This window comes from Paraburkholderia sp. PGU19, from assembly GCF_013426915.1.
Lineage (GTDB): Bacteria > Pseudomonadota > Gammaproteobacteria > Burkholderiales > Burkholderiaceae > Paraburkholderia.
The window spans coordinates 35,108-60,953 of sequence record NZ_AP023179.1 but is presented as its reverse complement, the minus strand read 5'-3'; the positions used below and the strand labels follow the sequence as shown (position 1 = coordinate 60,953).

General features: G+C 63.1%; 22 protein-coding genes, 1 tRNA gene and 1 pseudogene. 7 read left to right on the top strand and 17 right to left on the bottom strand.

From position 1 onward, the window contains the following. Positions 1–9 precede the first annotated feature (9 nt). Both H1204_RS00280 and H1204_RS00270 read left to right on the top strand, forming a co-directional pair. Entirely contained in the window at positions 10–1,404 is a 1,395-nt protein-coding gene (locus H1204_RS00280) for an AmpG family muropeptide MFS transporter (RefSeq protein WP_180729329.1), read from the top strand. Beyond that, positions 1,404–2,587, top strand: a pseudogene (locus tag H1204_RS00270) (M48 family metallopeptidase). Before H1204_RS00280 ends, H1204_RS00270 begins: the two are co-directional and overlap by 1 nt. A gap of 12 nt (positions 2,588–2,599) precedes the next feature. Here the strand turns inward: H1204_RS00270 and H1204_RS00265 are convergent. The 5 genes from H1204_RS00265 to gatC form a co-directional block, all read right to left on the bottom strand. Beyond that, positions 2,600–3,382 carry an exodeoxyribonuclease III gene (locus tag H1204_RS00265; protein WP_180729327.1) on the bottom strand — a complete coding sequence of 261 codons (783 nt, stop codon included), beginning with the start codon at positions 3,380–3,382 and terminating at the stop codon, positions 2,600–2,602. Positions 3,383–3,425: 43 nt separating this feature from the next. Beyond that, a complete protein-coding gene (locus H1204_RS00260) occupies positions 3,426–4,262 on the bottom strand; it encodes a PPK2 family polyphosphate kinase (RefSeq protein ID WP_180729326.1) in 837 nt (278 codons plus the stop codon). Positions 4,263–4,400: 138 nt separating this feature from the next. Beyond that, complete coding sequence (gene gatB, locus H1204_RS00255; protein ID WP_180729325.1) at positions 4,401–5,876, bottom strand: Asp-tRNA(Asn)/Glu-tRNA(Gln) amidotransferase subunit GatB; 1,476 nt, start codon at positions 5,874–5,876, stop codon at positions 4,401–4,403. A 2-nt stretch (positions 5,877–5,878) separates the two neighbouring features. Next, entirely contained in the window at positions 5,879–7,372 is a 1,494-nt protein-coding gene (gene gatA / locus H1204_RS00250; RefSeq protein WP_180729324.1) for an Asp-tRNA(Asn)/Glu-tRNA(Gln) amidotransferase subunit GatA, read from the bottom strand. Between the two features lie 153 nt (positions 7,373–7,525). After that, on the bottom strand, positions 7,526–7,825 hold the full coding sequence (gene gatC / locus H1204_RS00245; RefSeq protein WP_007582035.1) for an Asp-tRNA(Asn)/Glu-tRNA(Gln) amidotransferase subunit GatC: 300 nt from the start codon (positions 7,823–7,825) through the stop codon (positions 7,526–7,528). 378 nt (positions 7,826–8,203) lie between these two features. Between gatC and H1204_RS00240 the strand changes: the two genes are divergently transcribed. From H1204_RS00240 to rodA, 5 genes are all read left to right on the top strand, one after another. Then, the gene (locus tag H1204_RS00240) at positions 8,204–9,247 is read left to right on the top strand and encodes a rod shape-determining protein (RefSeq protein ID WP_004189550.1); all 1,044 of its coding nucleotides are present in this window, start codon (positions 8,204–8,206) and stop codon (positions 9,245–9,247) included. A gap of 118 nt (positions 9,248–9,365) precedes the next feature. Next, a complete protein-coding gene (mreC, locus tag H1204_RS00235) occupies positions 9,366–10,493 on the top strand; it encodes a rod shape-determining protein MreC (RefSeq protein WP_180729323.1) in 1,128 nt (375 codons plus the stop codon). Beyond that, positions 10,490–11,002, top strand: a complete 513-nt coding sequence (gene mreD, locus H1204_RS00230) for a rod shape-determining protein MreD (RefSeq protein WP_180721192.1) — start codon at positions 10,490–10,492, stop codon at positions 11,000–11,002. The genes mreC and mreD overlap by 4 nt, the downstream gene beginning before the upstream one ends. A gap of 174 nt (positions 11,003–11,176) precedes the next feature. After that, on the top strand, positions 11,177–13,579 hold the full coding sequence (gene mrdA, locus H1204_RS00225) for a penicillin-binding protein 2 (RefSeq protein WP_180729322.1): 2,403 nt from the start codon (positions 11,177–11,179) through the stop codon (positions 13,577–13,579). Between the two features lie 10 nt (positions 13,580–13,589). Further along, on the top strand, positions 13,590–14,738 hold the full coding sequence (gene rodA / locus H1204_RS00220; protein WP_042305018.1) for a rod shape-determining protein RodA: 1,149 nt from the start codon (positions 13,590–13,592) through the stop codon (positions 14,736–14,738). Positions 14,739–14,803: 65 nt separating this feature from the next. Here the strand turns inward: rodA and H1204_RS00215 are convergent, their stop codons facing one another. The 12 genes from H1204_RS00215 to H1204_RS00160 form a co-directional block, all read right to left on the bottom strand. Next, the gene (locus tag H1204_RS00215) at positions 14,804–15,514 is read right to left on the bottom strand and encodes a tetratricopeptide repeat protein (protein WP_180729321.1); all 711 of its coding nucleotides are present in this window, start codon (positions 15,512–15,514) and stop codon (positions 14,804–14,806) included. Further along, positions 15,511–16,293 (bottom strand): aldolase/citrate lyase family protein, encoded by a 783-nt coding sequence (locus H1204_RS00210; RefSeq protein ID WP_042305020.1) that lies wholly within the window; start codon positions 16,291–16,293, stop codon positions 15,511–15,513. Before H1204_RS00210 ends, H1204_RS00215 begins: the two co-directional genes overlap by 4 nt. 184 nt (positions 16,294–16,477) lie before the next feature. Beyond that, positions 16,478–16,921, bottom strand: a complete 444-nt coding sequence (queD, locus tag H1204_RS00205) for a 6-carboxytetrahydropterin synthase QueD (protein ID WP_085954608.1) — start codon at positions 16,919–16,921, stop codon at positions 16,478–16,480. Between the two features lie 9 nt (positions 16,922–16,930). Continuing rightward, entirely contained in the window at positions 16,931–17,563 is a 633-nt protein-coding gene (queE, locus tag H1204_RS00200) for a 7-carboxy-7-deazaguanine synthase (RefSeq protein WP_042305021.1), read from the bottom strand. Between the two features lie 76 nt (positions 17,564–17,639). After that, entirely contained in the window at positions 17,640–18,371 is a 732-nt protein-coding gene (gene queC / locus H1204_RS00195; RefSeq protein WP_180729320.1) for a 7-cyano-7-deazaguanine synthase QueC, read from the bottom strand. A gap of 391 nt (positions 18,372–18,762) precedes the next feature. Further along, positions 18,763–18,838 (bottom strand) — tRNA-Phe (locus H1204_RS00190). A 72-nt stretch (positions 18,839–18,910) separates the two neighbouring features. After that, positions 18,911–19,600: a response regulator transcription factor EsaR gene (gene esaR, locus H1204_RS00185; protein WP_180729319.1), complete on the bottom strand. Its 690-nt coding sequence runs from the start codon at positions 19,598–19,600 to the stop codon at positions 18,911–18,913. Next, complete coding sequence (locus H1204_RS00180; protein ID WP_180729318.1) at positions 19,601–22,024, bottom strand: PAS domain-containing sensor histidine kinase; 2,424 nt, start codon at positions 22,022–22,024, stop codon at positions 19,601–19,603. After that, positions 22,014–22,604 (bottom strand): DUF4390 domain-containing protein, encoded by a 591-nt coding sequence (locus tag H1204_RS00175; protein ID WP_180729317.1) that lies wholly within the window; start codon positions 22,602–22,604, stop codon positions 22,014–22,016. The genes H1204_RS00180 and H1204_RS00175 overlap by 11 nt, the downstream gene beginning before the upstream one ends. Then, the gene (gene rsmB, locus H1204_RS00170) at positions 22,601–24,022 is read right to left on the bottom strand and encodes a 16S rRNA (cytosine(967)-C(5))-methyltransferase RsmB (protein ID WP_180729316.1); all 1,422 of its coding nucleotides are present in this window, start codon (positions 24,020–24,022) and stop codon (positions 22,601–22,603) included. The genes H1204_RS00175 and rsmB overlap by 4 nt, the downstream gene beginning before the upstream one ends. A gap of 185 nt (positions 24,023–24,207) precedes the next feature. Then, on the bottom strand, positions 24,208–25,065 hold the full coding sequence (gene htpX, locus H1204_RS00165) for a zinc metalloprotease HtpX (protein WP_180729315.1): 858 nt from the start codon (positions 25,063–25,065) through the stop codon (positions 24,208–24,210). Positions 25,066–25,169: 104 nt separating this feature from the next. Beyond that, the gene (locus H1204_RS00160) at positions 25,170–25,811 is read right to left on the bottom strand and encodes a LysE family translocator (protein ID WP_180729314.1); all 642 of its coding nucleotides are present in this window, start codon (positions 25,809–25,811) and stop codon (positions 25,170–25,172) included. Between the last annotated feature and the right edge of the window lie 35 nt (positions 25,812–25,846).

Below are 25,846 nucleotides of genomic sequence, written 5' to 3'. Positions count from 1 at the left end.
ACTCATCTCATGTCGAACCCGCCACACGAGGCGCCTGCACTAACCGCTCACGAAGAACATCCCGGCTGGCGCGCGTTTCTCAACGCGCGCATGCTGATCTGCGTTTTCCTCGGCTTCACGTCGGGGTTGCCGCTGTTCACCCTCGTCTATCTCGTCCAGGCCTGGCTGCGCTCAGAAGGCGTGAACCTGAAGGAAATCGGCCTGTTCGCGCTGATCCAGTTTCCCTATACGTGGAAATTCCTCTGGGCGCCGCTGATGGACCGCTACGTGCCGAGTCTGCCCGGCTGGCGGCCGGGGCGCCGGCGCGGCTGGATGCTCTTCACGCAGATTCTGGTCGCCGGCGCGATCGCGTCGCTTGGCATCGTCTCGCCGCGCGATTCGATCTGGACGGTTGCCGCTCTGACCGCGCTCGTCGCGTTCTTCGGCGCGAGCTCGGATATCGTGATCGACGCGTATCGGCGCGAACTGTTGCATGACACCGAGCAAGGTCTCGGCAATGCGGTGCACGTGAACGCGTACAAGATCGCGGCGCTCGTGCCCGGCTCGCTCGCGCTGATTCTCTCGGACCATCTGCCATGGGCGACCGTGTTCATCGTGACGGCCGCGTTCATGCTGCCGGGCATGGTGATGACGCTCGTCGTGCGCGAGCCCGAAGTACACGGCAAGCCGCCGAAGAACCTGCGCGAAGCGATCGTCGAACCGTTTCATGAATTCATCACGCGCGACGGCTGGCGCGGTGCGCTGTTCGTGCTCGGCTTCATCTTCCTGTACAAGCTCGGCGATACGATGGCGACCACGCTGTCCACGTCGTTCTTTCTCGACATCGGCTTTTCGCGCACGCAGATCGGCGTGATCGCAAAGACGACGGCGTTCGGCGCGAGTCTCGCGGGCGGCATCATCGGCGGGATTGCGCTGATGCGTATCGGCATCGGTCGCGGCTTGTGGATCTTCGGCATCCTGCAGATGGTGTCGACGCTCGGCTTCGCATGGCTCGCGCATGTCGGGCCGACGTCGCCGGGACTCACCGTCGTGTACGACATCGCCGTCGCGCTCAGCGCGGGCACGACGAAACTGCTGTCGCTGCTCGGCATCGGCTGGACGGTGCAGCTCGATCCGATGTCGGTGGCGCTCGCGCTCGTGTACGGCTTCGAAACGTTCACCACCGGGCTCACGCTCGCCGCGTTCACCGCGTATATCGCGAGCACGACCGACCCTCGCTATACGGCGACACAGTTCGCGCTCTTCACGTCGCTGGCTTCGGTGCCGCGCACGCTGGCGTCGGCGGCAAGCGGTTTCGTGGTCGCGAAGATCGGCTGGTTCGACTACTTCATTGTCTGCACGGCGCTTGCTATACCGGGCATGCTACTGTTGTTCCGGATCGCCCCTTGGAGAAAGCAGTCGTGATGGTGTTTGCGTCGCGGCGCGCCGTCATGGGTCCGGCTTCGCGCGCCGCTTTCCGTCGATCGCCTGCATATCGCATACGCGGGCGTACCCGTGCGCTGCATCTGGCCGTTCTCGCCGCGTGCGCGGCGTTCGGCGTGATGTCGCCGTGGCAGGCGTGCGCAGCCGAATCGACGTCGAACGTCGGCGCGCCGCCCGCTGCGAATGCGCCTGCAGCGCCAACCACGCCTTCGACGCCTTCCGCGCCAAAGTCGGATGCGGCGCCGTCCACCACGTCGGGCGCATCCGCGCCGTCGAACGCAGGCACAGCGACGCCGCCAACGCCCGTGACGGCTCGCACGCCGGCACCCACGCCCCCCCGCCACCGCCCTTCGTGCCGAACCTGCAATTGCGCTATGGCGGCTACGCCGTGTTCCGCAATCTGATTCCGTCGCCGATGCTCGAAGCGCAATCGGCTGAGGAATTTGATCAGATCGCGCGCGGCGCCGAGCACATGAGCCGGCTCTATCCGTCATCGGACCCGCACGTGAAGCGCGTGCAGTCGATCGTCGACAAGCTGGTTCCGTATTCGCTGAAATGGAACGACCGCGCGAAGAACTGGAAGTGGGATATCGCGGTGCTGCGTTCGCCGGACATTCGTGTGTACTGTCTGCCAGGCGGCAAGATCGTCGTGTATGGCGGCATGCTCGACAAGGTCAAGCTCAACGACAACGAACTCGGCATGCTGCTCGGCCATGAAATTGCCCACGCGCTGCGCGAGCACGCGCGCGAGCGTCTCGGCGAACAGCAGGCCGGGCAACTCGGATCGGGGACGATTCCGCAACTCTTCGGTCTCGCCGATCTCGGCGAAGCGCCGCTCGGCATCGGCACACAGTTGCTGGAAATGAAGTATGAACGCGCGGACGAAACGGAAGCTGATGTGATCGGCAGCGACATTGCATCGCGTGCCGGTTACGATCCGCGCGCGGCAATCACGCTTTGGGACAAGCTCGCGGTCGCGACACGCAACAACCGCGATCAGGGCTTCATCTACGTGCACCCGTACAACGCGGCACGCCGCGCGGACATCATGAAGCGGCTCGCCGACATGCTGCCGCTGTACGCGAAAGCCGTCGGCAAGACCGTCGATGCGTTGCCCGACTATGCGGGCATCGGCCGCCCGCACCGTACGACCGCGAACGACTGACGCCGCTTTCGCTTATTTCTTCGCAATCTTGTGCCCGTAGTCGACGGTCACGGGCGCGTGATCGCTGAACTTGATATCGCGGAACACGTCGACGCGCTTCGCCGTCGCCGCAATGCCCGGCGTCGCGATCTGGTAATCGATACGCCACCCCACGTTCTTCGCATACGCCTGGCCGCGATTGCTCCACCACGTGTATTGCTCGGGCCGCTGGTCGAGCGTGCGAAACACGTCCACATAGCCGACATCGTCGAACAGCTTCGTGAGCCACGCGCGCTCTTCCGGCAGGCAGCCCGAGTTCTTCTGGTTGCCCTTCCAGTTCTTGATGTCGATTTCCTTGTGCACGATGTTCACGTCGCCGCACAGGATCACTTCGCGCTCTTTCGATAACTCCGTGAGATGCGGCATGAACTCGTCCATGAAGCGGTACTTCGCCTGCTGACGCTCGTCGCCGCTCGAACCCGACGGCACATACACCGAAATCACCGACAGATTGCCGAAGCGCGCTTCCACGTAGCGGCCTTCGGGATCGAACTCTTCGCTGCCGAAGCCGATCACGACTTCATCCGGCTCGTGACGCGTATAGAGACCCGCGCCGCTGTAACCCTTCTTCACCGCATGCTGGAAATAGCCGGTGAAACCATGCGGCGCGAGGAATTCAGGCGTCATGTCGTCCTGCGAGCATTTGATTTCCTGCACGCACACGACGTCGGCCTTCTGCTCGCCGAACCACTCGAAAAAGCCCTTCTTGGCCGCCGAACGGATGCCGTTCAGGTTGGCGGTGATCACACGCAACATGTTTTTCCTTCGTTATGTATTCGTCTATTCGACAAGGTGAAGATCATTCGACTATCACGCCCTTCAGCGATTCTTTCGCCGGCGGGAATTCGAGCTTGAGTGACTCGAACGCGCGCAGCAGCAATTCGCCGACCATCACGTTGCGATGCGTCTTCGAGTCCGCGGGAATCACGTACCACGGCGCGTAATCCGTCGAGGTCGCGGCGAGCGCTTCCTCGTACGCGTCCTGATACTTGTCCCACAGCTTGCGCGCGTCGAGATCGGAGACGTCGAATTTCCAGTGCTTGGTCGGATCGTCGATACGCGCCTGCAAGCGCTCGCGCTGCGCGTCCTTCGATATGTGCAGCATGCATTTGATGATCGTCGTGCCGTTTTCCGCGAGCATCAGCTCGAAGTCGCGAATGTGCCGGTAGCGGCGCAGGCGCGCGTCCTTGTCCATCGAACCGAGCACGACGGGCACGAGCACGTCTTCGTAATGGCTGCGGTTGAAGATCGTCAGTTCACCGGCGGCGGGCGCCTGCGAATGCACGCGCCACAGGAAGTCGTGCGCAAGCTCGGTGAGCGTCGGCGCCTTGAACGGCACGATGCGCAAGCCAAGCGGATCGACTTCATGAAACACCGCGCGGATCGTGCCGTCCTTGCCGCTCGTGTCCATGCCTTGCAGCACGAGCAGGACGCGCTGCACGCGCTGCGCGTGCAGGCGTTCCTGCTGCGCATCCAGCGCGGCGCCGATCTCGGCGAGCCGTTCGCGGTCGGTATCTTTCGATCCCGTCGAAAACGGCTTCGAGGAAGGATCGATGCTGGCGAGTGAAAACTTCGCCTTGTCGTTCCCGTCGAAAAGGGGCACCCGGTAATCGTCGAAACCGTTCTTCTTAGCCATCGTTGTTCCTCCTGTGCGGCGGGCAGTCACGTCGAATGGAAAAGCAAACGGGCCGTTGCGCGACTTTCGATGCGACAACAGCCCGTCATGGTCCCGCATGCGACATGCCGCACGCGAAGCCCCGTACCACTACGACACTCAGCCCAGCTTCTTCTTCAACAGCTCGTTGACCTGCTGCGGATTCGCCTTGCCCTTGGTCGCCTTCATCGCCTGGCCGATCAGCGCGTTGAACGCCTTTTCCTTGCCCGCGCGGAATTCCTCGACCGACTTCTGGTTCGCGGCGAGCACTTCGTCGATGATCGCTTCGAGCGCGCCCGTATCCGAAATCTGCTTGAGACCCTTCGCTTCGATGATGCGGTCGGCGGCGGTGTCATCCGAGGCTTTCTCTTCCCAGATCGCGAGGAAAATTTCCTTCGCGATCTTGTTCGAGATCGTGCCGTCAGCGATGCGTTGCAGAACGAGCGCGAGTTGCGCAGCCGACACCGGGCTGTTCGCGATGTCGAGGTCTTCGCGGTTGAGTTGCGACGACACTTCGCCCATCAGCCAGTTTGCCGCGACCTTCGCCTGCGCTGCGCCGACCTTCGCGACGACGGCTTCGTAGTACGCGGCCATCGCCTTGCTCGACGTGACGACACCTGCATCGTACGGTGTGAGACCGTATTGCTCGACGAAACGCTGCTGCATCGCCGCCGGCAGTTCCGGCAATTCGCCCCGCACGCGCTCGACCCACGACGAATCGATCACCAGCGGCATCAGATCGGGATCGGGGAAATAGCGGTAATCGTGCGCGTCTTCCTTGCTGCGCATCGAACGCGTTTCGCGCTTGTCGGGATCGTACAGACGCGTTTCCTGCACCACCGTGCCGCCGTCTTCGATCAGTTCGATCTGGCGACGCACTTCGTATTGAATCGCTTCTTCGAGGAAGCGGAACGAGTTCAGGTTCTTGATTTCGGCGCGCGTGCCGAATTCCTTCTGGCCGACAGGCCGCACCGACACGTTCGCGTCGCAGCGGAAAGAGCCTTCCTGCATATTGCCGTCGCAAATGCCCAGCCACACGACGAGACCATGCAACGCCTTCGCATACGCAACCGCTTCCGCTGCGCTGCGCATTTCCGGCTCGGTGACGATTTCGAGCAATGGCGTGCCCGCGCGATTCAGGTCGATGCCCGTCATGCCCGCGAAGTCTTCGTGCAGCGACTTGCCCGCGTCTTCTTCGAGGTGGGCACGCGTCAGATTCACCGTCTTTTCGTACGCTTCCTTGCCGGCCTTTTCGTTGGCAGGCACCTGAATCGTGATCTGGCCGCCCTGGACGACAGGAATCTCGTACTGGCTGATCTGATAGCCCTTCGGCAGATCAGGGTAGAAATAATTCTTGCGCGCGAAGATGCTGCGCGGCGCGATCGTCGCGTCGATGGCGAGACCGAACTGGATCGCGCGCTCGACAGCGCCCCGGTTCATCACGGGCAGCACACCCGGCAATGCCAGGTCGACGGGGCAGGCCTGCGTGTTCGGCGCGGCGCCGAACTGCGTGGCCGCGCCCGAGAAAATCTTCGAGACCGTCGACAGCTGCGCGTGGGTCTCGAGACCGATAACGACTTCCCATTGTGTTGCCATGCTTAAACTCCCGCCGGCGCCTTGCGATGCCAGTCCGTGACGCGCTGGAACGCGTCCGCCACTTGCAGCATGCGTGCTTCGTTGAAATAGTTGCCGATGATCTGCAAGCCAACCGGACGCTGCGCATTCGCGCCCGCGCCAAAGCCGCACGGCACGCTCATGCCCGGCAAACCGGCAAGGCTCACCGACAGCGTGTAGATATCCGCGAGATACATCTGCACGGGATCGTCGCCCTTCGCGCCGATATCCCATGCGACGGAAGGCGCCACCGGGCCCATGATCACGTCGCACTGCTTGAACGCTTCCTGGAAATCCTGCGCGATGATGCGGCGGATCTTCTGCGCCTGCAGGTAGTACGCGTCGTAGTAGCCGTGCGACAGCACATACGTGCCGACCAGAATGCGGCGCTTCACTTCGGGGCCGAAGCCTTCGGCGCGCGACTTCTTGTACATGTCGAGCAGATCGCGATACTCGGCCGCGCGATGGCCGTAACGCACGCCGTCGAAACGCGACAGGTTCGACGACGCTTCCGCCGGCGCGATCACGTAGTACACGGGAATCGACAGTTCTGTTTTCGGCAGCGACACTTCGACGAGCGTCGCGCCGAGCGCTTCGTATTGCTTCAACGCGGAATCGATAGAGGCGCGCACGTCATCGGCGAGGCCCGCGCCGAAGTATTCCTTCGGCAAGCCGATGCGCAGGCCCGCGAGCGGCTTGTCAGCCGCGTTGCCCGTGCCCGACCATGTCTGGCCGACATAGCGTGTGTAGTCTTCGTGAGCGTGCGTGAGGCTTGTCGAGTCGCGCTCGTCGAAGCCACCCATTGCGTTGAGCAGCAGCGCGCAGTCGGCGGCCGTCTGCGCCATCGGACCGCCCTGATCGAGCGACGACGCAAACGCGATCATCCCGTAACGCGACACGCGCCCGTACGTCGGCTTGATGCCTGTGATGCCCGAGAACGACGCCGGTTGACGGATCGAACCGCCCGTGTCCGTGCCCGTCGCGGCGGGCGCGAGGCGCGCGGCGACAGCCGCCGCCGAACCACCCGACGAACCACCCGGCACGGCCTTGCGATCCCACGGGTTCTGCACCGGACCGAAGTACGAGTTCTCGTTCGACGAGCCCATCGCGAACTCGTCCATATTGGTCTTGCCGACGCACACCATGCCCGCGCGCGCGATCCGCTCGACGACCGTTGCATCGAACGGGCTCGTGTAGTTTTCGAGCATCTTCGAGCCGGCCGTGGAGCGCCAGTTGCGCGTGACGAACACGTCCTTGTGCGCGATGGGCAGGCCCGTCAGCGGACCGGCGTTGCCGGCGGCGATCAGCGCGTCGGCGGCTTGCGCCTGCGCGAGCGTCTGCTGCGCATCGACGTGAACGAAGGCGTTCAGCGCCTTGTGATCGTCGATCCGTTTCAGATACGTCTGCGCCAGTTCGACCGCGGAGCATTGCTTCGCGTCGAGCGCGGCGCGCAGTTCGGTCAAGCTTTTCTCATGCATTGCGTTTTTCCTGGAAAGCGCGACGGCGCGCTGCGCCGCCGTGAAGGCTTCCGGCCGCCCGCCGGCGGGCCGGGCCGAACAGTGCGGGTTGTGTGCTGCGCCAAGATTCGCACGCGTGACACACAACCCTGTGCTAAATCAGTGAAGCAGCGCTTACTCGATGACCTTCGGCACCAGATACAGGCCGTCCTGTACAGCGGGCGCTGGGCGCTGGTAATCGTCGCGATTCACGTTTTCGGTCACGGCGTCGTTGCGCAGACGCAGCGCCACGTCTTCGATCTGCTCGATGGGATGCGCGAGCGGCGCGATGCCCGTTGTATCGACCGCCTGCATCTGTTCGACGAGGCCGAAGAAATCGTTGAGCTGGGTCAGCGTGTGCTCGGCGTCGGCATCGGGCAATTCGAGCCGTGCGAGGTGGGCGATGCGTTTCACATCGGTCAGAGTCAGGGCCATGCAGTCACCGGAAAAGTGGCAGTCTGCCGCAACGATGAAAAAACGATGCTGCGACAGCGGGTTAGGTCATTGGAGCAGGCCCTCGAAATTGGGGCCGGCGACGGCAAAAAGTGCCATTCGTTTCCTTTAAATCAAGCAAAATTATAAGGTATCATTACGCGTTCGACCCAAACCCGGACCGTCTTACCAAGGCCTTTCTGACATTTTCGGAGATCGCTGAACGACAGCTCGGCTGCCTTGCTATAGCCTCCGGTACGTTCCCTCGCAGTTTCATGCTTCCTACGGCGCACTTGGCCGGACATGATGCTGCTAATTTTTTTCCGCTGCCGCCCTACGCTTTCGACGCGAGGGCCGGCCCCCAGCGAGACAGGATTTTGCATGTTCGGTTTTTTGCGCAGCTATTTCTCAAACGATCTGGCCATTGACCTCGGCACGGCCAACACGCTCATCTATATGCGTGGCAAAGGTATCGTTCTCGACGAACCGTCCGTCGTTTCGATTCGCCAGGAAGGCGGCCCGAATGGCAAGAAGACCATTCAGGCAGTCGGCAAGGAAGCAAAGCAGATGCTCGGCAAGGTGCCGGGCAACATCGAGGCGATCCGCCCGATGAAGGACGGCGTGATCGCCGACTTCACCGTGACCGAACAGATGATCAAGCAGTTCATCAAGACGGCTCACGAATCGCGCATGTTCTCGCCGTCGCCGCGCATCATCATCTGCGTGCCGTGCGGTTCGACCCAGGTCGAGCGCCGCGCCATCAAGGAAGCGGCACACGGCGCGGGTGCATCGCAGGTCTATCTGATCGAAGAGCCGATGGCAGCAGCAATCGGCGCGGGTCTGCCGGTTTCGGAAGCAACGGGCTCGATGGTCGTCGACATCGGCGGCGGCACGACGGAAGTCGGCGTGATCTCGCTGGGCGGCATCGTGTACAAGGGTTCGGTGCGCGTCGGCGGTGACAAGTTCGACGAAGCAATCGTCAACTACATCCGCCGCAACTACGGCATGCTGATCGGCGAACAGACGGCCGAAGCCATCAAGAAGGAAATTGGCTCCGCGTTCCCGGGCTCGGAAGTCAAGGAAATGGAAGTGAAGGGCCGTAACCTGTCGGAAGGCATTCCGCGCAGCTTCACCATTTCAAGCAACGAAATTCTCGAAGCTTTGACCGATCCGCTGAACCAGATCGTGTCGTCGGTGAAGATCGCGCTGGAACAGACGCCGCCTGAACTCGGTGCCGACATCGCCGAGCGCGGCATGATGCTGACGGGCGGTGGCGCACTGCTGCGCGACCTCGACCGCCTGCTGGCGGAAGAAACGGGCCTGCCCGTGCTGGTCGCCGAAGATCCGCTGACGTGCGTCGTGCGTGGCTCGGGCATGGCGCTCGAACGCATGGACAAGCTCGGCAGCATCTTCTCGTACGAGTAAGGTTGCCAGTCTCCATGTCTGCAGCGCGCACTGAAAGGCTGGCTCCGCCAGCCTTTGTGCGTTGGGCGCGCACCTAGCGCGCCGCCGTTTCACACAATCGCTCACGCTCCCGGCGACCATGGAATACAGTCCGCCGCCCCTATTCAAGCAAGGCCCCTCGGCTCTCGCACGACTGATTTTCTTCGTGCTGGTGGCGCTCGCCCTGCTCATTTCCGACGCGCGTTTCCGCACGCTCGAGATCGTTCGCGGCGTGCTCGGCGCAGGCTTGTATCCGTTGCAGCGCGCAGCGCTGGTGCCGCGCGACATCTTCATGGGCGCCGCCGATCTCGCCGTCACCGGCGCGACGCTGCGCGGCGAGAACGACAAGTTGCGCACACGCAATCTGCAGTTGTCGCAGCAGGCCAACCAGGCCGCCCAGCTCGACGCGGAAAACGCGCATCTGCGTAATCTGCTGCAACTGTCGCAACGGATGACAACGCAGTCGATCCCCGCCGAAATCCAGTACGACACGCGCGATCCGTTCACGCAAAAGGTCGTGATCGGCCGGGGTTCCCAGCAAGGCATCAGGGACGGTTCGCCCGTCGTCAATGAAGACGGCGTGATCGGCCAGGTGACGCGTGTGTTCCCGATGCAGTCTGAAGTGACGCTGCTCACCGACAAGGACCAGGCCGTCCCCGTGCAGATCGTCCGCACGGGTCTGCGCAGCGTGATCTACGGCACGCCAAAGGGCGACGCGCTCGACCTGCGTTTCGTGCCGATCAGCGCCGATGTGCTGGCCGGCGACGAACTCGTGACGAGCGGTCTCGACGGCATCTATCCGCCGGGGTTGCCTGTCGCGAAGGTGGTGCGCGTCGACAAGCAGGCGGACACCGCGTTCGCGCGCGTGATCTGCCTGCCCATCGCGCCTGTGCGCGGTGCTCGCGACCTGCTCGTCCTACACTACGAGAACAACGTGCCGCCGCGCCCCGCCGACGAACCCGATCCCGTCGCAGCCGCGAAGGAAGCGAAAAAGAAGAACGCGAAAACGCCGGACAAGGGCAAGCCAGGCGAGAAGGACGCGAAGTCTGCTCCGACGGCCGCCGCGTCGGCGCCTCCAGCGGCCGCTGCCACGGCAAAGCCGGCTGCGCCGGCTGCCGCATCGTCGGCCAAGCCTGCCGGCAAGGCATCGACCGAAAAGAAGCCGGCCGCTGAAAAGGGCGCGAAGCCTCAAGCCGCTCAAGGGGCAAATCAGGGGGCCAAGCAATGAACCGCCCGCAGTACATCCTGCAGCCCGTCAATCCTTATTTCATCGCGTTCAGCCTGGCCGCCGCATTCCTGCTGAACATGATGCCGTGGGGCCGTCTGGTCGGCGTGCCCGATTTCGTCGCGCTGGTGCTGCTGTTCTGGAACGTGCATCAGCCGCGCAAGGTCGGCATGGGCATTGCATTCATGCTCGGCCTGTTGATGGACGTGCACAACGCCAGCCTGCTCGGCGAACACGCGCTCGCCTACACGCTGCTGTCGTACGGCGCGATCACGATTCACCGCCGCGTGCTGTGGATGTCGATCGGCGTGCAGGTTTTCGCAGTGATGCCGCTGCTCGTCGTCGCGCAACTCGTGCCGTTCGTGATCCGCCTGCTGACGGGCGCAGCATTTCCCGGCTGGGGTTATCTGATCGACGGGTTTGTTGAGGCGGCGCTCTGGCCCATCGCGAGCATTCTGCTTTTGATGCCGCAGCGCCGTCCGGCCGATCCGGACGATACGCGGCCCATCTGACCGCCCGCGCCGACTTGCCGCTCATGAACGCGCCAAGCTTTCGCCGCCTTCACGAGCGTTCGACGACGCAAAGCGCTGCGCAACCGGACGACGCAGCACAGAACCCGGCAGCGCACCGGCGCCTCGCCGCCGAATTGAATCAAACCGAATAACCGGCAGTTCCTGCCCAACCGCATGACCGAATTCAAGGACACCCAGCAGCAGCTCACGAAATTCCGCCTGCGCGTCGCGGCGGCGGGGCTGTTCGTGTTCGTCTGCTTCGGGCTGATCGCGTTCCGTTTCCTGTTTCTGCAGGTCTGGCACTACAGCAAATACTCGCTGCAGGCCAACGAAAACCGCATCTCAGTCGCGCCGATCGTGCCGAACCGCGGCATCATCACCGACCGCAACGGCGTCGTGCTCGCCAAGAACTACTCGGCCTACACGCTCGAAATCACGCCGTCGAAGCTGAACGACACGCTCGACAACGTGATCGACAGTCTCGCGACCGTGATCAGTATCGACGCGCGCGATCGTCGCCGTTTCCGCAAGCTGCAGGAAGACTCAAAGAACTTCGAGAGCCTGCCGATCCGCACGCGCCTCACCGACGACGAAGTCGCACGCTTCACAGCACAGCGTTTCCGCTTCCCTGGCGTCGAAGTGCGCGCGCGCCTGTTCCGCCAATATCCGCTCGGGCCAACGGCGGCGCACGTGATCGGCTATATCGGGCGCATTTCGCAGCGCGACCAGGACAAGATCGACGACGCCAGCGACCAGAACGACAGCGATCCCGAGCACTACGATGCGCGCCTCGACGCGAACAACTACAAGGGCACCGACTACATCGGCAAGATCGGCGTCGAGCAGAGCTACGAGACGGAGCTGCACGGGCTGACGGGCTTCGAGGAAGTCGAAGTGACGGCGGGCGGACGCCCGGTGCGCACGCTGTCGCGCACGCAGGCGACGCCCGGCAACAACCTCGTGCTGTCGCTCGATATCGGCTTGCAGCAGGTCGCCGAACAGGCCTTTGCGGGCCGCCGCGGCGCGCTCGTCGCGATCGAACCGTCGACAGGTGACGTGCTCGCGTTCGTGTCCGCACCGAGCTTCGATCCGAATTCGTTTGTCGACGGCATCGACCAGCAGACGTGGGACGAGCTGAACAACTCGCCCGATCACCCGCTGCTGAACCGTCCGCTGCACGGCACGTATCCGCCGGGCTCGACGTACAAGCCGTTCATGGCGCTCGCCGCGCTGACGCTGCACAAGCGCACGCCGCAATGGGGCTTCCAGGATCCGGGCTCGTACACGTTCGGCGGCCACACGTTCCGCAACGACGTGCCGCAGGGTCAGGGCTGGATCGACATGAACCGCGCGATCATGGTGTCGAACGACACCTACTTCTACATGCTCGCGCACGATCTCGGCGTCAACGCGATCGCCGGCTTCATGAAGCCGTGGGGCTTCGGCCAGATAACGGGCATCGACATCGCCGGTGAAGCGCGCGGCATCCTGCCTTCGACGGACTGGAAGCGCAAGGCGTATCGCAAGCCCGAACAGCAACGCTGGTACGAAGGCGAGACGATCAGCCTCGGCATTGGCCAGGGCTACAACTCGTACACGATTCTTCAGCTCGCGCATGCGACGGCGACGCTCGCGAACAACGGCACGGTGATGAAGCCGCACCTTGTGAAGGAGATCGAGAATCCGATCACCCGGGCACTGCGCGCTACCGTGCCGAAGGACGACGGACGCATCGACGTGAAGCAGTCCGATATCGACGTCGTGAAGCGTGGCATGGAAAACGTGACGATGAACCCGTCGGGCACTGCGTACCAGGTGTTCCGCAATGCCGCGTATCTGTCGGCGGGCAAGACGGGGACGGCGCAGGTGTTCTCGCTGCAAGGCGCGAAGTACCACGGCCACGCGCTCGCTGAACATCTGCGCGACCATGCGCTCTTCATCGCGTTCGCCCCTGCCGACAACCCGAAAATCGCGATCGCGCTGATTGTCGAAAACGGCGGCTGGGGTGCGCAAGCGGCAGGCCCGATCGCGCGGCGCGTACTCGACTATTACCTCGTCGACCGCATGAAGCCGGGCGTCGAGCAGGCAGCCGTCGTGGCGGCTGCGTCGGCGACGGAGGAAACTTCCGCTCCCGTTATCGGCAGCGCGCCGGCAGCGCCGACCGCCGACGTTCAGCCCGTCGCCGTCGCAGCTGGCTTCAAGCCACTGCCGTTACCCGTAGGCGCACCGACACCGCATGCGGCGGCGGCATCGGATGCATCCGGCGCCGTCGCGGCGTCTGGCCCAGCCTCGGCTTCGGCGCCTGTCGCTGCGTCAGCTGCAGCGCCGCGAGCCGCTTCGGCATCGAAGCCGGCCAAGGCGCCGCGCGTCGCGTCGGCCACAGTCGCGCCATCGCCCGCCGCATCCGACACGGCAGCAACCACGGCTGCGGCCCCCGTCAAAGCGTCCGACGCCCGCAAGTCCCCACGCAAACCCCGTCCGGCCAGCGATTCGCGGCCGGTCGCTGCCGCGCCGTCGCGTAACGAGGAATCGCAGGCCGTGCCGCGCGGTCCCGTTTCCGGCGGCATCGACGAGTAAGGAGAAAGGCATGCAAATCGACAAGCGCGCCTGGCTCGAACGCTTCAAGAAGATGTTCGCGGGCTTCGACCGCCCGCTCGCACTGATCGTCTTTCTGCTGCTGTGCGTCGGCATCGTGACGCTGTACAGCGCAAGCCTCGACGTGCCCGGCCGCGTCGAAGACCAGTTGCGCAACATCATCCTGACATTCGCGCTGATGTGGGTGCTGGCCAACATCCCGCCCACGACGCTGATGCGCTTCGCCGTCCCGCTCTACACATTCGGGGTCGCGTTACTGATTGCCGTGGCGCTATTCGGCCTCACGCGCAAGGGCGCAAAGCGCTGGATCAACGTCGGCGTGGTGATCCAGCCATCGGAGATTCTCAAGATCGCGACGCCGCTGATGCTTGCGTGGTACTACCAGCGCCGCGAAGGCAACATCCGGTGGTGGGATTACATCGTCGGCATGCTGATTCTCGCGGTACCCGTCGGGCTGATCGCCAAGCAGCCCGACCTCGGCACGGCCGTGCTCGTGTTCGCATCGGGGTTCTTCGTCATCTATTTCGCGGGGCTGAGTTTCAAGCTGATCGTCCCTGTGCTGATTGCGGGCGTGATTGCCGTCGGCGCGATCGCAACGTTCCAGGACAAGATCTGTCAGCCCGAAGTGCAATGGCCGCTGATGCACGATTACCAGAAGCACCGCATCTGCACGCTGCTCGATCCGACGTCCGACCCGTTGGGCAAAGGCTTCCACACCATTCAGGCCGTGATCGCGATCGGCTCGGGCGGCCCGCTCGGCAAGGGCTGGTTGAAGGGCACGCAGGCGCACCTCGAGTTCATTCCCGAGAAGCACACTGACTTCATCTTCGCGGTGTTCTCCGAGGAGTTCGGCCTGGCCGGCGGTCTTGTATTGCTGACGCTCTACATGGCTCTGATCGCGCGCGGCCTGTACATCGCGGCGAACGGCGCGACGCTTTTCGGCCGATTACTGGCCGGCTCGCTGACGATGGCGTTCTTCACCTACGCATTCGTGAACATCGGCATGGTGAGCGGGATTCTTCCCGTGGTCGGCGTGCCGTTGCCGTTCATGAGCTACGGCGGCACCGCGTTGACGACGCTCGGCTTCGCGATCGGGCTCATCATGAGCGTCGCGCGACAGAAGCGTTTGATGCAGAGCTGACCTGGCAGCACCAACAATACGGACATGCAAACAAAACGGCGCCTGAAATTTTCAGGCGCCGTTTTTTATTGCGGCTTCGCTTCGTGCGATTCGCGTAACTGGGTGCTGAGCTGCTGATACTTGAGCCGCGCCGCCGGGTCGCCTTGCGCGGCCGCAGCCGCGTAATAGGCCCGCGCGACGTTCAGATTCTGCGTCACGCCATCGCCGCCGCGCTCGTAAAACGAGCCCGTCACGTACTGCGCGGTCATGTCGCCGCCCTCGGCCGCCTTCTTGTACCAGTAGAACGCCTGCTGGTTGTCACGCGCGGTGCCGCGCCCATCGAGAAACTGGTTCGCCAGCGCCAGTTCAGCCTGAATGTGCCCTTGCTGCGCAGCCTTCAGAAACCATTGATGCGCTTCCGCAGGATCGCGCCCGACGAACTCTCCATCGTCGTACATCTTGCCGTACACGTATTGCGCGTGCGACATGTTCGCGTCGGCGGCTTTGCGCAGCCACTTCTTGCCTTCTTCGATATTCGCAGGACCGCCCTCGCCGTTGAGCAGCATCATCGCGTAGTTGAACTCGGCGAGACGGCTGCCGCGCTGCGCGGCCTTACGAAACTCGGCGAGCGCGGACGTGAAGTTGCCTGCGTTGTAATCGGCGACGGCCGTTTGCGTTTCCATGTCTGACGCGGGCGGCGTCTTGCTTTGCGCATGCGCCGCCGCGCCCGCCGTCAGAGCGGTCAGCACGATGACACGACTTGCAATGCGCATCGTGCGTAACGACAACAGCTTCATGACCGAGCCTCCTGCAGTGCCTGTCGCGTGGTGCGCAACAGCCACATCACATCGGCGGCCAGCGCGATGAAGCGAAAGCCTTCCGACCGGTATTGCCGCGCGCTCGCGACGTCCATCGCGAAGATGCCCGTCGCGACACGCGCACGATGCGCGACGTCCAGAATATGCTTCATCGCGTCCTGCACTTCAGGGTGTTTCGAATCGCCGAGATGACCGAGGCTCGCCGCGAGATCCGCCGGTCCGACGAACAGGCAATCGACACCTCGCGTCGCCGCGATCTGCTCAAGATTTGCGAGCGCGTGTTGCGATTCGATCTGCACGATGTTCGCAATCTGCGCGTTCGCGTTCTGCAGATAATCGCGCCGCATGCCGTAAGCGGCAGCACGCACTGCGCCAGCGACGCCGCGCAGACCGTCCGGTGCATCGGCTGTCGCGTATTGCGTCAGGCGAACGGCATGTGCCGCTTCGTCGGCCGTCTCGATGTTCGGAAACATCAGCGTGCGCGCGCCCGCATCGAGCACGCGCTTCACGAGCCACGGCTCGACGGCGGGCAGGCGCACGACGGGCTCGGTCGGCAAATGCGCCGCAGCAATCGCGCGCAATTGGCCGGTGACGTCGCTGCTGTCGTTGGGCGCATGCTCCATGTCGATCAGCAGCCAGTCGAAACCGGCGTGCGCGAGCGCTTCCGCCGCGCTATCGCTGCCCAGCGACAGCCACAGCCCGAACAGCGGGTCCGGGTCCTTGAGACGCAGCTTGAGTGGATTCGTGAACGTGCTCATCGCGCGCCTCCGTCGATGGAAGGCGCAGCCGCAATCAGGCTGGAGCAAAAGACGACGCGGCCCGAAAGACCGACGTCAACAACTAGAGGAAGGTGGCGGGCGTCGAGCCCGCAGCGTAGCGCGGTGACCGGCATGTCTCGCTCCGTGTGGTTATCGAAACGATCATACCGTGACAATAACCCGTTTAGTCGCGGACGACGTCGGCCCAGCAATTCGGCGTCTCGTACAGACGCACCTTATGCAGCCGGAGATTGACGCCGTAGTGCGCGTCGTAGACGTTCGCGAGAATGTCGAACGCGACGGCGGCGAGGTTTTCGACGGTCGGGATGCGGTCGAGCACGATCGTCTTGTGACCGGCCATCGATTCGAGAAAGCCGCGCACCTGCGTATCGCCTTCATAGACGAGAAACGCGTGATCCCACTTATCGACGAGGTGCTCGTTCGCGAGCGCCTTCACGTCGGCGAAATCCATCACCATGCCGCGATCCGGCGCGCCTTCCGTTTCGACGAGGTCGCCTTGCAGCGTAATTTCGAGCACATAGCGATGACCGTGCAGATTGCGGCACTGGCTGCGGTGATCAGGAATGCGGTGGCCCGCGTCGAATTCGAGTTTTCGTGTAATCGTCAGCACGGCAAATCAGGGAATGTTCAGGTACTTGTGAGTCTGCATCGACAAGCGCCATTGAGGATGACGCTTGCACCAGTCGATGGCGAGCTTCGTGTTGATATCGCGCGACGGGCCGTCCATCGGCTGGACGAGAAAATAGTCGAAGTCGAGCTTCGCATAGTCGGCGAGACGCTGGTTTTCTTGCGGCACGACCACTTTCAGTTCGTTGCCTTTGGTCTGCACGAGCGGTGCATCGGCTTTCGGGCTCACGCAGATCCAGTCGATCGTGTCGAGCACCGGGAGCGAACCGTTCGTTTCGATCGCGATTTCAAAGCCTTGTGCGTGCAATGCATCGACAAGCGGCTGGTCAATCTGCAGCATCGGCTCGCCACCCGTGCACACGACGAACCGTTGGCCTTCGCCTTCGGGCCACAACGATGCAATCTTCGCGGCGAGTTCTTCGGGCGTGCGGAATTTGCCGCCGTTCTCGCCGTCGGTGCCGACGAAGTCGGTATCGCAGAACTGGCACACCGCGTCCGCGCGATCTTCTTCGCGGCCCGACCACAGGTTGCATCCGGCGAACCGGCAAAACACGGCCGGACGTCCGGCGTTCGCGCCCTCGCCCTGCAACGTGTAGAAGATTTCCTTGACCGCGTACGTCATGCTGCTTTCTGCCCGATGCTCCGTGAAGCTCTGTTGATGTGCGCTTGTGCCGCGTGCTGTTGCTTGTATAAGCCGCTCAAGCGGGTTCCGTGACCTGTTCGCCGTTCAGATACGCCTCGTAACCGCGCTTGCGCAAGCGGCACGCCGGGCACTCGCCACAACCGAAGCCCCACGCATGCAGTTCCGCGCGCTCGCCGAGATAACACGTGTGCGTCTCGACGCGAATCAGCTCGACCAGTTCTTCGCCGCCCAGTTCATGCGCGAGGCGCCACGTGTCGGCCTTGTCGATCCACATCAGCGGTGTCTCCAGCACGAAGCGGCTGTCCATGCCGAGGTTCAGCGCGACTTGCAGCGCTTTCATCGTGTCGTCGCGGCAGTCCGGGTAGCCGGAGAAATCCGTCTCGCACATGCCGCCGACCAGCACACGCAGTCCACGCCGATACGCAATGGCTGCCGCGATCGTCATGAACATCAGGTTGCGGCCGGGTACGAACGTATTCGGCAGACCGTTCGATACTGCGTGGATCTCGATCTCGCGTGTCATTGCGGTATCGCTGATCGATCCGAGTACCGACAGATCGATCATGTGATCGTCGCCGAGCCGCTCGCCCCACTCGGGGAACGTGCGCGCCACGGCGCTGCGAAATCCCTCGCGGCATTCGAGTTCGACGCGATGCCGCTGGCCGTAGTCGAAACCCAGCGTTTCGACCGTCTCGTATCGATCCAGCGCCCAGGCGAGACACGTGGCCGAATCCTGGCCACCGGAAAACAGCACGAGCGCGCTACTCTTGGCGTCTTTGCGGGTCACCGTGAAACTCCGTGTAGGTTGATTGCGTGCGCCAGCGGCCGCGCGCGAGCGGCGACTCGCGGCCGGCCTCGCGACCTGTTTGAGACCCTTCGGCGCTGGCCGGCACGGACGTTGGCTCAAGCAGTATAGGCGGCGGCTTTCGCGCGCCAATCTGCTGTGGCTTATACCGCTGATCGTCCGCCAGAGCGTTTCACGCTACACGATGCCTTGGACCTGAAACGAAAAAGGACTTGCTAAGAACACGTGGCAAGTCCTTGATACAGCGGGATTTTATCATGCGCCGCCGAGGCTCGCTCGCGGCCGCTGCACCGCTCATCCCACGCAGCGAACGACATCTTGCCCGCAAATAGGAAAAGCCCCAGGAATCTTGCGATTTCCTGGGGCTGAATCCTGGTGGCCTGGGGCGGAATCGAACCACCGACACGCGGATTTTCAATCCGCTGCTCTACCAACTGAGCTACCGGGCCAACGAAGAAGCGAGAGTATAGCAAGCACTTTTGGCTTTCTCAAGCCCCTTCCGAAAAAAACTTGAGAGGCGTTTATTCGCCTTTGTTCTTGCCGAGATCGACGCCCAACTGCTTGAGCTTGCGATACAAATGCGTTCGCTCGAGCCCCGTCTTTTCGGCGACGCGCGTCATGCTGCCGTTCTCGCGCGCGAGGTGATACTCGAAGTACGCGCGCTCGAACGCGTCGCGTGCATCGCGCAGCGGAATGTCGAATGAAATCGATGCCGTCTGCGCGGACAGCATGCCGCCGCTCAGACTGTCCGCCGACATCATCGGCAGCGCAGCCGCCGATGCCACGGCCGACGCATTCGTCACCATCACCGGCTTCGCTGCCACGCCGCCCGCCGCGGGCGCCGCGCTGCCGCGCGCTAGCCCCTGCTCGACGGCCTTCAGCAGCTTCTGCAGCGCGATCGGTTTCTCAAGGAAGTTGAGCGCGCCGATCTTGGTCGCTTCGACGGCCGTATCGATGGTCGCGTGGCCCGACATCATGATGACGGGCATCGTGAGTAGCGCCTGCGCGGCCCATTCCTTGAGCAACGTGACGCCATCGGTATCGGGCATCCAGATGTCGAGCAGCACCAGATCGGGTGCCTGGCGGAGCCGGTAGTCGCGCGCCTCCTGCGCGTTCTCCGCGACCTCCACGACATGCCCTTCGTCGCTCAGGATCTCCGAGAGCAATTCCCGGATGCCCATTTCATCATCTACCACCAGGATGGTTGCCATTTAAGCTGCCCTTGTCTGCACTGTTGCTTTTGTCTTTCCCTGCGATGCACCGCCACTGCCGTGCACCGCCTGCGGCCCGCTTCCAGGCGCCGCAGCCTTGTTGTCTGCGAGTTGTAGGAAGAGGATCGAAATTTGCGCGCCTTCAATCACATCGCCCGCTTTCAGGCGATTGCGAATGTCGATCCGTGCGCCGTGTTCATCGACGATCTTCTTGACCATGGCGAGTCCAAGACCTGTTCCTTTGGCTTTGGTCGTCACGTAAGGTTCGAACGCACGCGTGAGGATGCGCGCGGGGAAGCCCGGACCGTTGTCCGACACGGTCAATCGCACCGCGACGCTCACTTTGCCCTCTGCGTCGGGATCGCCATATTCTACTGTCCTCGTCTCAAGCAACACACGCGGTTGCCCGATATCGGCGACAGCATCCTGTGCGTTCTGCAGGAGGTTATGGATCACCTGACGCAATTGCGTCGCGTCACCTCGTATAACGGGCAAGTCCGCCAATTCGACGACAATCGGAGTCTTGCCTTCTTCGATTCCATACAGCGTCAGCACTTCGCTGACCAGTTCGTTCAGTTGCAGATTCGAAAGCACGGCCGGCGGCGTCCGCGCGTAGTCGCGGAAATCGTCGACCATCTGCTTCATCGCGGCGACCTGATTCACGATTGTAGTGGCACCGCGCTTCAATACGTCTGCATCCGATGGCGAGAGCTTGTCAGTAAGCTTCATCTGCAAGCGCTCGGCCGAAAGTTGGATCGGCGTAAGAGGATTCTTGATCTCGTGCGCGAGACGCCGCGCGACTTCGCCCCATGCGATCGAACGCTGCGCGGAGATCACGTCGGAGATATCGTCGAACACGACGACGTAACCGGACGTCTCTTCATCGTCGCTGTCGCTGCCCGCCGCCGACACGAGCCGCGCGCCGCGCACGAGCAGCGTCAGCGGATCGGCTTCGCCCGGGACCTGCAGCGCCATCTGCTGTTGCCAGTGTCCTGTGTCGCCCTGATCGTCGCCGCCCGCCGCTTCGAGATCCGCGAACGCCTTACGCACCATCGCGCCGAATTCGCTCAACACGCTGATGCGATCCAGCGACGAACCGAACAGCGACGCGAACGGCTGACGGAAGATACGCTCCGCGCCACGATTGGCCGTGGTCAGGCGGAACTGCCGGTCGAAGACGAACACGCCCGCTGTCAGGTTCGCGAGAATGCTCTCGAGGTACGCCTTCGAATGTTCGAGTGCGACGCGGTTTGCTTCGACGGCCGCGCGCGCTTCAGACAACTGGCGCGTCATCGCGTTGAACGACTGCGTGAGGAAGCCCAGTTCATCGCGCGACTTGATCTCGCGCTTCGGCGTGTAGTCGCCTTCCGTCACTTCCTTCGTGCCTTGCGCAAGCAGGAACAGCGGCCGCGCGAGCTGATTGCCGAGCGCGAGCGCGAGCATCATCGCGATAAAGGTCGCGAGGAACAGCGCGAGCGTCAGCGTGCCGATATACATCTTGCGCAAGCCCGTGCGCCCAATCGCTTTCTCCTGATACTCGCGATACGCGCGCTGCACGGCATCCGCGTTACGCGCCAATGATTGCGACACGGGCTGCGTGAGTTGCAGGAAACGCTCGGTCGGCTGCAACTGCGAGGCGTTGGCGTCCGGAATGCGCTGCACGATGCGCAGACGCAATGCGCCCTTCGCGCCGCGCGCTTTCGGATCGCCATCCACTTCACCTTCAATCGATGCAAAGCCGCGGCCACGCGCCTGCTCGATCATGATCGGCGTGGGCAGATCGCTAGGCACCAGCGACGCATAATTGCTGGTCGCCTGCGCGACCACGTGCATCTCCGGCGTCGGGCCCGACATACTGCGCGACGGTTCGACGATCGTCGCATCCTGCACGCCGAACTGGTCGCGCAAACGCAAGAGCGTGAGCGTCGTGCCGGCGGAATCCGCGCTCGCGAGCTGCTCGGCCATCAGGCGGCCTTTGGTTTGCAGATCGGACAGCGACGCGTCGAGCATGCCGCGTCCGAGATTCAGCCCGGAGGTCAACGCCGTTTCGACATTCACGTCGAACCACGATTCGATACTGCGCGACACGAACTGATACGACACGATGTAGATGATGCCGCCCGGCACCACGCCGACCAGCGCGAAGAAGAATGCGAGCTTCGCCAGCAGCCGTGTGCCGAACTTTCCCTTGCGTAATCGCGTGACGATGATGACGACGAGCACCGCGACGATCAGCATGAAGATCAGCGCGACGGCGACGTTGGCCGCGTAGAGCCAGCCGTAGTAGCGATCGAAGAACTCGGTATTCGCGCTCGCTGCTGCGAGCAGCACGAGCAGCAGGACAGCCGTGACGGCCACCGTCGACACCAGCACCCGCAGGACGAGGCTGCCGACACTGGTGGCGCGGCGCACTTTATTTAGCACGTTCGGTCACCGTGAAGGTAAAGCGCTTCCAGTCGGAAGCGAGATTCCAGTCGCGGTTGTTGACCGCGTCGATCTGGAACGGCTTGGGCATCAATGCGATATCGAGCTGCATGCGCACGGATGCAGTGTACGTTTCTCCCGGATGAACCTGATTGCGATCGATCACATGCCATGATGTGACATGCTTGATGACGGCCAGCGCCTCGTTCAGCGAAGCGAAGCCGAGCTGCAAACCGCCCGTCGACACGCGGTACTCGCGCGTGAGCGGCTGGAACGAAAGCCGGATGCTTTGCGAGACGCTCACCGGCTGTTCGTCGAACCAGTACCAGCGCGGCCGGCTCAGTTCGAAGTCCGTTGTGAAGTAAACCGGTATGCCTTTGTTGACGGCATCTTCGAGATTGCTGTTCAGCTCGAACTCGAAACGCGCATCGAGGCTCCAGCCGCTGCCGTCGGATTGCAGGGACGCGCGCTGCACGGCGATCGATTCGGCTCGCGCCGGCCCGGCTGCCATCAGGCAAAGGGCCAGCGCAATCCAGAGCGCGGCCACGAGCCGAAGCGGAAGAAAGCGTTTGATGATCACCGTTTCTGAAAGCGCGCGTAGAAGAATCCGTCGTGGTCTAAGCTCGAACCAGTGCTTTGTCCGGCGCGGGAACCAGCCGATACGTCGGCGGGCGCGCGGGCGACTGCTGGGAGCAGTTGCCCCGGCGCGTCCAATCGTACCGCATCCGCGTGCTGGTTTCCAAACCACTGAGCCTGCAACTCGCCTTCTTCGGGAAAGATCGAGCACGTAACGTACAACAACTCGCCGCCCGTTTTGACGAGCGGCCACAGCGCTTCGAGAATGCGGCGCTGTTCTTCGACGAGCGCGGGAATGTCCGACGCGCGGCGCAACCAGCGAATGTCCGGATGACGGCGCACGATGCCCGAAGCCGAACAGGGCACGTCGGCGAGAATGCGATCGAAAGGCAGATCGGCGGCGTCGTGCCATTGCGCCGGATTGCCCGCATCGCCGACTCGCACATGCGCGTGCAAACCCAAACGCTGCAGGTTTTCGCCGATGCGTCGCGCGCGCGTCGCGTCGCTTTCGAGCGCGATCAGATCGATGTCGGCGAGTTCGAGCAGATGGCCCGTTTTGCCACCGGGCGCTGCGCACGCATCCAGCACGCGCATGCCGTCGCGCACGCCGAGCAACTGCGCGGCCAGTTGCGCCCCCGCGTCCTGCACGGAGACGACGCCTTCGCTGAAACCGGGAATGCGGTCGACGGGCATCGGCGTGTCGAGACGCACGGCATGGTCGCCCGCCTGAGTCGCGGCAATCTGATGATCGCGCAACGTTTGCAGGTAGGCCTCGACAGTAGAGCGGCGCGCGTTCACGCGCAGCGTCAGCGGACCCTGGCTGTTGCCTGCGGCGAGCATGTCCTGCCACGCATCGGGCCATGCATTGCGTACTGCGTCGATCCACCAGACCGGATAGTTCCAGTGAGCGACGGCGTCGTTCTTTGCATCGGCGAGCAATGCCTCGCGCTCCCGCAAGAAGTTGCGCAGCACCGCGTTGACCAGCCCTTTCGCAAACGCGAACTCGCGCCGCGCGCCGATCGCATCCACGGCCTGATCGACGACCGTGAAAGGCGCGTAGGCCGCGTCGCTCTCGTCATCGGCCAGCAATGCGAGCGCGCACGCCAGCACATGCGCGATATGCGGCGGCGGCGCCTTGCGCACGAGTTTCACGATCAGCCATTCGGCTGTGCCGAGCCGGCGCATCGTCCGGTAGGCGATGTCCTGCACAGCGCCGCGCGAGGCCGTTGCGACACTCTCCGGCAACGACATGAAGCTCGACTGCAATGCAGCCGGCAGGGCCGCGCCAAGGCGCACGGCGCCAATGGCTTGCGCCGCGCAGTCGAGCGCGAAACCGAGGGATTCAGGCGCGAGGTGCAACGCCGACAGACGGGAGTCGCGCGAACGCTGCGGCGAAGCAGGCTTGGAAGGCTTTCGGGTCATGAAGAGGCGGAAAACAGGCGCGCATGGAAAGTGTCGCGCAAACGCCACATTGTAGCGTGACGTGGGCCGCGGGCCGGTGGCATAAGGCGGTGCGATGAGAATTTGAAAGGAAAAAGGGGCGAGTCGAACTCGCCCCCTTGCAACGCTGCCGCGAAAGTCCTGCCGACTCCGTTCGGCCAGTCCGCTTAGTCGAAGCGTCCCGTGCGCGCCATCTCCATCAGACGGGCAACGCGCTCCTCGGTGGCCGGGTGCGTCGAGAACAGGTTCGCGATGCCGCCGCCCGACAGCGGATTCATGATCATCATCTGCGCGGTGGCCGGATGCGCCTCGGCCGTCGGGAACGGGATGCCGTTCGCGTAGCGATGAATCTTGTCGAGCGCCGACGCGAGCGCTTGCGGATCGCCCGAAATCTGCGCGCCGCCACGGTCCGCTTCGAATTCACGTGCGCGGGAAATCGCCATCTGGATCAGCGCGGCCGCGATAGGCGCAAGCAGCGCGACGGCGATGCTCGCGATCGGATTCGACGGACGGCCGTTTTCGTCACGCCCGCCGAAGAACATCGCGAAGTTCGCGAGCGCGGAGATCGCGCCCGCCATCGTCGCCGAAATGGTCGAGATCAGAATGTCGCGGTGCTTCACGTGCGCCAGTTCGTGCGCCATCACGCCGCGCATTTCGCGTTCGGACAGTACGCGCAGAATGCCTGTCGTCGCGGCGACGGCCGCGTGTTCCGGATTGCGGCCCGTCGCGAAGGCATTCGGCTGGTCTTCGTCGATCAGGTAGACGCGCGGCATCGGCAGATTGGCGCGTGTCGAGAGTTCGCGCACCATCCGGTAAAACTGCGGCGCGCTCGTTTCGTCGACTTCCTGGGCGTTGTACATGCGCAGGACCATCTTGTCCGAAAACCAGTACGAGAAGAAATTCATGCCGAGCGCGATCAGCAACGCGAGCATCATGCCGCGCTGGCCGCCGATCATGCCGCCGATCACGATGAAGAGTGCCGTGATCGCGGCCATCAGCATCGCGGTTTTCACCCAGTTGAACATTTCAAAGACTCCTTGCCCGCCACGCGGTTCGATATCCGTGCCGCGTGCTCGCGGCGAATGATTGTAAGCAATCTGTTAGATATGGGCGAGCGTGAAAAATTCAATCACCGCGTTGCCGTGGCGAGCCTGATTCCAAGCCCGACAAATGCGCTGCCGACAGTGCGGTCCAGCCACTTCTTGACACCGGGCTTACCGGAGAACCGACGCGTGACGCTGCCCGCAATCCACGCGACAAAGCTGTTCCAAGCCATGCTCATCACGACGAACACGACGCCGAGCGTGAGAAACGCCAGGATCTTGTTGTTGCTGTCGGCGGTCACGAATTGCGGAAAAAATGACACAAAGAACAGCACGACCTTCGGATTCAGCACATTGGTCCAGAAACCTTGCATGAAAAGCTGCCGCAACGACTTTGGTGCGCCGGGAGCGCGCGTTTCGCCCGTGGCCTGGCCGGCTTCGGGCTTCACGAGAATGAGGCGCACGCCGAGATACACGAGATAGATCGCGCCGACGAACTTGATCACCGTGAAGGCCGTAGCCGATGCAGCCAGCAGTGCGGTCAGCCCGAACGCGCACGCGAGCGAGTGCACGCAGCATCCGGCCGAAATGCCGAGCGCCGACATCAGCCCCGCGCGGCGCCCCTGCGCGACGCTTCGGCCGACGATATAAGCGGTGTCGGGCCCCGGCGTGACGTTGAGCAGAAAGACAGCGACGACGAAGAACTCGAAATGGGTGATGCCGAACATGAAATCCTCTTCAGGCGGAGTTGCACCGAAGATTC